The following is an 8,371-nucleotide window of genomic DNA, read 5'->3' on the forward strand; positions in this document are numbered from 1 at the left end:
AATCCGCTGCCGGGTTTTAACCCGACAGCAGTGACCTGTTTGAGCGAGAATTACTCGTCTTCCAGTTCGATGTTGATACCCAGCGAACGAATCTCTTTCAACAATACGTTGAAGGATTCTGGCATGCCCGGCTCCATCTGATGGTTGCCGTCCACGATGTTTTTATACATCTTGGTACGACCGTTCACGTCATCAGACTTAACGGTGAGCATTTCCTGCAGGGTGTATGCTGCGCCGTATGCTTCCAGCGCCCACACTTCCATCTCCCCGAAACGCTGACCACCGAACTGTGCCTTACCACCCAGCGGCTGCTGAGTAACCAGGCTGTAAGAACCGGTGGAACGCGCGTGCATCTTGTCGTCGACCAGGTGGTTCAGTTTCAGCATGTACATGTAACCAACGGTTACCGGACGCTCGAACTGTTCACCAGTGCGACCATCGTACAGGCGGATCTGACCGGAAGTCGGCAGGTCGCCAAGTTTCAGCAGCTCTTTAATTTCTGCTTCTTTCGCACCGTCGAACACCGGCGTTGCGATTGGCATACCTTTGCGCAGGTTTTCAGCCAGACGCATAACTTCTTCATCGCTGAAGGTACTCAGGTCAACTTTCTGACGAACGTCAGCGCCCAGATCGTACGCACGCTGGATGAATTCGCGCAGTTTCGCGACTTCTTGCTGCTGTTTCAGCATGGCGTTGATCTTGTCGCCGATACCTTTCGCAGCCATACCCAGGTGGGTTTCGAGGATCTGACCGATGTTCATACGAGACGGTACGCCCAGCGGGTTCAGTACGATGTCTACCGGCGTACCGTTTTCATCGTAAGGCATATCTTCGATCGGGTTGATCTTAGAAATTACACCCTTGTTACCGTGACGACCTGCCATCTTGTCACCAGGCTGGATACGGCGTTTAACCGCCAGATATACCTTAACAATCTTCAGCACGCCCGGTGCCAGATCGTCGCCCTGGGTGATTTTGCGGCGTTTCGCTTCGAGTTTCTTCTCGAACTCGTGTTTCAGTTCGTCATACTGCTCAGCCAGCTGTTCCAGCTGATTTTGTTTCTCTTCGTCTGTCAGGCCCAGCTCCAGCCAGCGATCGCGCGGCAGTTTGTCGAGCTTCTCAGCTTCAACGCCACCGGCTACCAGCACAGCACGGATACGGCTGAACAGACCCGCTTCGAGGATCTGCAGTTCTTCAGACAGGTCTTTCTTCGCCTGTTTGAGCTGCATTTCTTCGATTTCCAGCGCACGTTTGTCTTTTTCTACGCCATCGCGAGTAAAGACCTGAACGTCGATAACCGTACCGGATACACCGTTTGGTACGCGCAGAGAAGAGTCTTTAACGTCAGAGGCTTTCTCACCGAAGATCGCACGCAGCAGTTTTTCTTCTGGGGTCAGCTGAGTTTCACCTTTCGGCGTTACCTTACCAACCAGAATGTCGCCACCGGTCACTTCCGCACCAATGTAAACGATACCGGATTCATCTAGTTTGGAGAGCGCAGCTTCACCCACGTTCGGGATGTCAGCGGTGATCTCTTCCGGCCCCAGCTTGGTGTCACGGGACACACACGCCAGTTCCTGAATGTGGATGGTGGTGAAACGGTCTTCCTGAACAACACGCTCGGATACGAGGATGGAGTCTTCGAAGTTGTAACCATTCCACGGCATGAACGCTACGCGCATGTTCTGACCAAGCGCCAGTTCACCGAGGTCGGTGGACGGACCGTCTGCCAGCACGTCGCCACGTTCAACCGGTTCACCCAGAGACACACACGGCATCTGGTTGATACAGGTGTTCTGGTTAGAACGGGTGTATTTGGTCAGGTTGTAGATGTCGATACCTGCTTCACCCGGATACATCTCGTCTTCGTTAACTTTGATAACGATACGGGAAGCATCCACGTACTGAACGACACCACCACGTTTAGCTACCGCAGTTACACCGGAGTCAACGGCAACAGCACGTTCCATACCAGTACCAACCAGCGGCTTATCAGCGCGCAGAGTCGGAACGGCCTGACGTTGCATGTTCGCACCCATCAATGCACGGTTGGCGTCATCGTGTTCCAGGAACGGGATCAGGGACGCACCGACGGATACCACCTGCTGGGTGGATACGTCCATGTAGTCAACCTGGTCGCGGCTGAACAAGCTGGATTCGCCTTTGCTACGGCAAGTTACCAGGTCTTCTACGAAGTGGCCTTCTTCATCCAGGTTGGAGTTCGCCTGGGCGATAACGTAGTTGCCTTCTTCGATAGCAGACAGGTAGTGAATTTCGTCAGTTACAACACCGTCGGTCACTTTACGATACGGAGTCTCAAGGAAGCCGTATTCGTTAGTCTGTGCGTACACGGACAGAGAGTTGATCAGACCGATGTTCGGACCTTCAGGGGTTTCGATTGGACATACGCGACCGTAGTGAGTCGGGTGTACGTCTCGAACTTCGAAGCCTGCACGTTCACGGGTCAGACCGCCTGGGCCGAGTGCGGAGATACGACGTTTGTGCGTAATCTCAGACAGCGGGTTGTTCTGGTCCATAAACTGAGACAGCTGGCTGGAACCGAAGAACTCTTTCACTGCTGCGGAAATCGGCTTGGCGTTGATCATATCCTGAGGCATCAGGGTATCCAGATCGCCCAGAGACAGACGCTCTTTCACCGCACGCTCTACACGTACCAGGCCAACGCGGAACTGGTTTTCCGCCATTTCGCCAACGGAACGGATACGACGGTTGCCGAGGTGGTCGATATCATCGACTTCGCCTTTACCGTTACGGATATCGATGAGCTTTTTCATAACATCAATGATGTCGTCTTTGCTCAGGATACCGGAACCTTCGATTTCTTCGCGCAGCAGAGAACGGTTGAACTTCATACGACCAACCGCAGACAAGTCATAACGGTCTTCGGAGAAGAACAGGTTCTCGAACAGGCTTTCAGCTGCTTCACGAGTCGGCGGCTCGCCAGGGCGCATCATGCGGTAGATTTCTACCAGTGCGCTCAGACGGTCGTTAGTTGGGTCGACACGTAAGGTTTCAGAGATATATGGGCCGTGATCCAGATCGTTGGTGAACAGCGTTTCGATACGCTTGTGACCAGACTGGCTCAGCTTAGCCAGCAGATCCAGGCTCAGCTCCATGTTCGCTGCGCAGATCAGCTCGCCGGTAGACTCATCAATATAGTCTTTAGCAACCACTTTACCTGCGATGTACTCAACCGGGACTTCGATAAGTTTGACGTCGTCTTTTTCCAGCTGGCGAATGTGGCGCGCAGTGATACGGCGGCCTTTTTCTACGTACACTTTACCGTTAGCTTCGATGTCAAAAGATGCGGTTTCACCACGCAGGCGTTCCGGCACCAGTTCCATCTGCAGCTTGTTATCACGGATTTCAAAGATAACTTTTTCAAAGAACAGGTCGAGGATCTGCTCTGTGGTGTAGTTCAGGGCGCGCAGAATGATGGTCGCAGGCAGTTTACGGCGACGGTCGATACGTACGAACAGGTTGTCCTTCGGATCGAATTCGAAGTCCAGCCAGGAACCACGGTAAGGGATGATGCGCGCGTTATACAGCACTTTACCCGAAGAGTGGGTTTTACCTTTGTCGGAGTCAAAGAAGACGCCCGGACTACGGTGCAGCTGGGAAACGATAACACGCTCAGTACCGTTGATAACAAAGGTACCGTTGTCTGTCATGAGCGGAATTTCGCCCATGTAGACTTCTTGTTCTTTAATGTCTTTTACGGTGCCTTCCGGCGCTTCGCGCTCATAGATCACCAGACGCAGTTTAACGCGCAGCGGTGCGGAATAGGTCACGCCACGGATTTGACATTCCTGGACGTCAAACACCGGTTCGCCAAGGCGGTAGCTGACGTATTGCAGCTCGGAATTACCGCTGTAGCTCTGAATCGGGAATACGGAACGGAAAGCTGCTTCCAGACCATACTGCCCTTCAGGATCTTGCTCGATAAATTTCTGAAACGAGTCAAGCTGGATAGAAAGGAGATAAGGTACATCCAGAACTTGTGGACGTTTACCAAAATCCTTACGAATACGTTTTTTCTCGGTATAGGAGTAAACCATAGGGTTCCTCAGCTCGCTGACAAGTCGACCCATCTGTCCATTGAGCGGACAGTTTGTGCAACACTATTTTGTTGACCGGAAAATGGAACACTTTCCGCAATGCCTGTTGCTATCACGCTTAAACCATTTCATTGCGATTTACACAGAACGGACGTCCTGTCGCAGTATATTAAGTCGTCGATAGAAACAAGCATTGAAAGGCACAGCAGTAGTCAAACAGTGTGAAACGCTACTGGCGCCTTACAGCGCAAAAAGGCTGGTGACTAAAAAGTCACCAGCCATCAGCCTGATTTCTCAGGCTGCAACCGGAAGGGTTGGCTTATTTAACTTCAACTTCAGCGCCAGCTTCTTCCAGAGCTTTTTTCAGTGCTTCTGCGTCGTCTTTGCTCACGCCTTCTTTCAGAGCAGCCGGTGCAGATTCTACCAGGTCTTTAGCTTCTTTCAGACCCAGGCCAGTTGCGCCACGTACTGCTTTGATAACAGCAACTTTGTTAGCGCCAGCAGCTTTCAGAATTACGTCGAATTCAGTTTTTTCTTCAGCAGCTTCAACCGGGCCAGCAGCTACAGCTACAGCAGCAGCAGCGGAAACACCGAATTTTTCTTCCATTGCAGAGATCAGTTCTACAACGTCCATTACAGACATAGCTGCAACTGCTTCAATGATTTGATCTTTAGTGATAGACATTTAAATTGTTCCTGAATATCAGAATAAGTTTATACGTAAGCGAATGCGTTAAAAAGATAACTGCGATTAAGCAGCTTCTTTCGCATCGCGTACAGCAGCCAGAGTACGAACCAGTTTGCCAGCCGAAGCTTCTTTCATGGTTGCCATCAGGCGTGCAATTGCTTCTTCGTAGGTCGGCAGAGTTGCCAAGCGGTCGATCTGAGACGCCGGGATCAGCTCACCTTCAAAGGCAGCGGCTTTGACCTCAAATTTTGCATTCGCTTTCGCGAACTCTTTGAACAGACGAGCAGCAGCGCCCGGGTGTTCCATAGAGTATGCAATCAGGGTCGGACCAACAAACGCGTCTTTCAGGCACTCGAACGGAGTACCTTCAACAGCACGGCGCAGCAGAGTGTTACGAACAACACGCATGTATACGCCAGCTTCGCGACCTGCTTTACGCAGTTCAGTCATTTTATCTACAGTTACGCCACGGGAATCCGCAACTACTGCAGACAGCGCGCCTTTGGCTACTTCGCTGACTTCAGCAACAATCGCTTGTTTGTCTTGAAGATTTAAAGCCATTAGCTTTGCTCCTGGATGTTTGCCAGAGAAAATCTCTGGAACTCACTTCACTCCTCCAAACGGAGAGAGCGTCTTAATTACGGTGAGCAGAAACAAGCCAGAATATAAAAGAATAATCTTAGCGTTCTGTCACCGTCTACGCAGGGGATTAAGTTTCTTGCGAAACTCCTGCGGTCTTCGACGGAGGCCTGGATAGGCCAGGCTCCAACGAACAAATCTTTTCTATCCGTCGCTATTCAACTTGTGGCGGCGTTGGCTTCCTTCATTCGCACCAGTCACATAGTTAGCTATGCTCCTGGCGACTCACTCAGTTGCCGCCTTGCCACAACCCGAATATCTCGGATATACGTCTGCATTAAGCATTATACGTGGGGGTAAGATTGTAGACAAAATCACCGCCCACGTAAAGGCATTAGTTTACAGAAGCGCTCAGGCCAGCCTGGTCAACTGCAACACCTGCACCCATGGTGGTGGAGATGCTAACTTTCTTGATGTACACGCCTTTCGCCTGAGTCGGTTTTGCTTTTTTCAGCGCAACCAGCAGAGCTTCCAGGTTTTCTTTCAGTTTGTCAGCGTCAAAGTCCACTTTACCGATGGTGGTGTGGATGATGCCGTTTTTGTCGTTACGGTAACGAACCTGGCCAGCTTTAGCGTTTTTAACCGCTTCAGCAACGTTCGGTGTTACAGTACCCACTTTCGGGTTTGGCATCAGGCCGCGCGGACCCAGAACCTGGCCCAGCTGGCCAACAACGCGCATTGCATCCGGAGAAGCAATAACAACGTCAAAGTTCATTTCGCCTTTCTTGATCTGGTCAGCCAGATCTTCCATACCTACCAGTTCTGCGCCTGCAGCTTTAGCAGCTTCAGCGTTTGCACCTTGGGTAAATACGGCTACGCGAACGGAACGGCCAGTACCGTGCGGCAGTACAGTTGCACCACGTACGTTCTGGTCAGATTTACGAGCGTCGATGCCGAGGTTAACAGCTACGTCCACGCTTTCTACGAATTTAGCAGTCGCCAGCTCTTTCAGCAGTGCGATAGCTTCGTTGATGTCGTACTGTTTGGTTGCATCAACTTTCTCGCGGATAACACGCATGCGCTTGGTCAGTTTAGCCATTTCTTAGTCCTCCACTACCAGGCCCATGGAACGTGCAGTACCTTCGATGGAGCGAGTCATCGCTTCAATGTCGGCACCAGTCATGTCGGCAGCTTTGGTCTGCGCGATTTCCTGCAGCTGAGCGCGGGAAATTTTACCCACTTTGTCTTTGTTCGGCTTACCGGAACCAGACTTGATACCAGCCGCTTTTTTCAGCAGAACTGCTGCCGGCGGGGTCTTGGTAACGAAAGTGAAAGAACGGTCAGCGTAAACGGTGATTACTACCGGAATCGGCAGACCTTTTTCGATGGAATCAGTTTTTGCGTTGAACGCTTTGCAGAATTCCATGATGTTTACGCCCTGCTGACCCAGAGCCGGACCTACTGGCGGACTCGGGTTAGCCATACCAGCTGCAACCTGCAGCTTGACATAGGCTTGTACTTTCTTAGCCATTATAAATTCCTCAAGTTGGGTAATAACGCCTCTGAGAGGCTCCCCGTGATATAAAAAATCGTTTTTACGGGCAAGGCCCATAAAAACAAAAGGCGCGAAATTGTATTCCAATCTCGCGCCTTGTGCAACGATTAAATCGCCGCTTTTTTGATCGCTGGGTTAGGCTTTTTCAACCTGGCTGAAGTCCAGCTCTACCGGGGTCGCACGACCGAAGATAGAAACAGACACTTTCAGACGAGATTTCTCGTAATCCACTTCTTCAACAACACCGTTGAAGTCAGCGAACGGACCATCATTAACACGGACCATTTCACCCGGTTCAAACAGCGTTTTCGGACGCGGCTTATCACCAACCTGCTGCAGGCGGTTCATAATCGCATCGACTTCTTTATCGCTGATTGGCGCAGGACGATCGGAAGTACCGCCGATGAAGCCCATCACTCGCGGTACGCTGCGCACCAGGTGCCAGCTCGCGTCGTTCATCACCATCTGAACGAGGACGTAGCCAGGGAAGAATTTACGTTCGCTTTTGCGACGCTGACCGCCACGGATTTCAACCACTTCTTCGGTTGGTACCATGACTTCACCAAACAAATCTTCCATGTTGTGTAATTTGATATGCTCACGCAGCGACGTTGCTACGCGGCCTTCAAAACCGGAAAACGCCTGAACGACGTACCAGCGCTTTTTAGGAGCTTCAGACATCTCAGAACCTCAGGCCAGTGATAAAGGATACCAGGCGAACCAGAATACCATCCAGTCCCCACAGGATCAGTGACATTACTGCGGTAACCGCAGCCACAATCAGCGTGGTGTGCAATGTTTCCTGGCGAGTCGGCCAAATGACCTTACGGACTTCGGTACGCGCTTCACGGGCAAAAGCAACGGTAGCTTTACCTTTTGTCGTTAACAGCGCGACACCACCCGCTGCAGCAATCAGAATTACTACGGCCAGCGCACGCAGCGGCAGCATAATGTCGCGATAAAGGTAGTTGCCGACAATCGCCACCAAGAGCAATGCCACCACAACGACCCACTTCATCGCTTCCAGGCCGCGCCCGCTTCCTTGAGCTTCGGTATTCGCACTCATAAACCAACCTGTCAGAAGTTTTCTACAAACATTTTCACCCCGAGATCGCGAGGCAAACCAAATCGAAACGCGTATTAGCTTTTCGGATTATACGCCCTCAACAGAGCCTGTCTCAGCAATGATTATGACAAAGAAAATCACTGATGAGCCAGGTTCTGGTACGAAAGCGTGCAAAAAGGGCATCAAATGATGCCCTTTTAGTGCGCATTGCGTCAAATGTTATCGGCAATTAGCTCAGAACTTTTGCTACAACGCCCGCGCCAACGGTACGGCCGCCTTCACGGATTGCGAAACGCAGACCGTCGTCCATCGCGATCGGGTGGATCAGGGTAACAACCATTTTGATGTTGTCGCCCGGCATTACCATCTCTACGCCTTCCGGCAGTTCGATGGTACCAGTCACG

The 8,371-nt window shown here is 51.4% G+C and carries 8 protein-coding genes; all 8 read right to left on the reverse strand.

Annotation, left to right across the window (positions count from 1 at the left end):
- Nucleotides 1–50: 50 nt before the first annotated feature.
- Nucleotides 51–4,079 (reverse strand): DNA-directed RNA polymerase subunit beta, encoded by a 4,029-nt coding sequence (gene rpoB / locus BGK49_RS13285; RefSeq protein ID WP_000263098.1) that lies wholly within the window; start codon nucleotides 4,077–4,079, stop codon nucleotides 51–53.
- A gap of 319 nt (nucleotides 4,080–4,398) precedes the next feature.
- Nucleotides 4,399–4,764, reverse strand: coding sequence for a 50S ribosomal protein L7/L12 (gene rplL / locus BGK49_RS13290; RefSeq protein WP_000028878.1), 366 nt, complete (start codon nucleotides 4,762–4,764; stop codon nucleotides 4,399–4,401).
- A 66-nt stretch (nucleotides 4,765–4,830) separates the two neighbouring features.
- The gene (rplJ, locus tag BGK49_RS13295; RefSeq protein ID WP_001207201.1) at nucleotides 4,831–5,328 is read right to left on the reverse strand and encodes a 50S ribosomal protein L10; all 498 of its coding nucleotides are present in this window, start codon (nucleotides 5,326–5,328) and stop codon (nucleotides 4,831–4,833) included.
- Nucleotides 5,329–5,740: 412 nt separating this feature from the next.
- Nucleotides 5,741–6,445 (reverse strand): 50S ribosomal protein L1, encoded by a 705-nt coding sequence (gene rplA, locus BGK49_RS13300; RefSeq protein ID WP_001096684.1) that lies wholly within the window; start codon nucleotides 6,443–6,445, stop codon nucleotides 5,741–5,743.
- A gap of 3 nt (nucleotides 6,446–6,448) precedes the next feature.
- On the reverse strand, nucleotides 6,449–6,877 hold the full coding sequence (gene rplK, locus BGK49_RS13305) for a 50S ribosomal protein L11 (protein ID WP_001085926.1): 429 nt from the start codon (nucleotides 6,875–6,877) through the stop codon (nucleotides 6,449–6,451).
- A 159-nt stretch (nucleotides 6,878–7,036) separates the two neighbouring features.
- Nucleotides 7,037–7,582: a transcription termination/antitermination protein NusG gene (gene nusG, locus BGK49_RS13310; RefSeq protein ID WP_001287516.1), complete on the reverse strand. Its 546-nt coding sequence runs from the start codon at nucleotides 7,580–7,582 to the stop codon at nucleotides 7,037–7,039.
- A 1-nt stretch (nucleotide 7,583) separates the two neighbouring features.
- On the reverse strand, nucleotides 7,584–7,967 hold the full coding sequence (secE, locus tag BGK49_RS13315; protein ID WP_001275702.1) for a preprotein translocase subunit SecE: 384 nt from the start codon (nucleotides 7,965–7,967) through the stop codon (nucleotides 7,584–7,586).
- Between the two features lie 229 nt (nucleotides 7,968–8,196).
- Nucleotides 8,197–8,371 (reverse strand): EF-Tu C-terminal domain-related protein (locus BGK49_RS27010; RefSeq protein WP_072162992.1); only part of this gene is annotated, 175 nt, incomplete at its 5' end.

This window comes from Shigella sp. FC1544, from assembly GCF_001722145.1.
Lineage (GTDB): Bacteria > Pseudomonadota > Gammaproteobacteria > Enterobacterales > Enterobacteriaceae > Escherichia > Escherichia coli.

Excerpts from the sequence above, each read along its gene's own strand:
- rplK (WP_001085926.1), bottom strand. The coding sequence starts at position 6,877 with ATGGCTAAGAAAGTACAAGCCTATGTCAAGCTGCAGGTTGCAGCTGGT.
- secE (WP_001275702.1), bottom strand. The coding sequence starts at position 7,967 with ATGAGTGCGAATACCGAAGCTCAAGGAAGCGGGCGCGGCCTGGAAGCG.
- rplJ (WP_001207201.1), bottom strand. The coding sequence starts at position 5,328 with ATGGCTTTAAATCTTCAAGACAAACAAGCGATTGTTGCTGAAGTCAGC.
- nusG (WP_001287516.1), bottom strand. The coding sequence starts at position 7,582 with ATGTCTGAAGCTCCTAAAAAGCGCTGGTACGTCGTTCAGGCGTTTTCC.
- rplA (WP_001096684.1), bottom strand. The coding sequence starts at position 6,445 with ATGGCTAAACTGACCAAGCGCATGCGTGTTATCCGCGAGAAAGTTGAT.
- rpoB (WP_000263098.1), bottom strand. The coding sequence starts at position 4,079 with ATGGTTTACTCCTATACCGAGAAAAAACGTATTCGTAAGGATTTTGGT.
- rplL (WP_000028878.1), bottom strand. The coding sequence starts at position 4,764 with ATGTCTATCACTAAAGATCAAATCATTGAAGCAGTTGCAGCTATGTCT.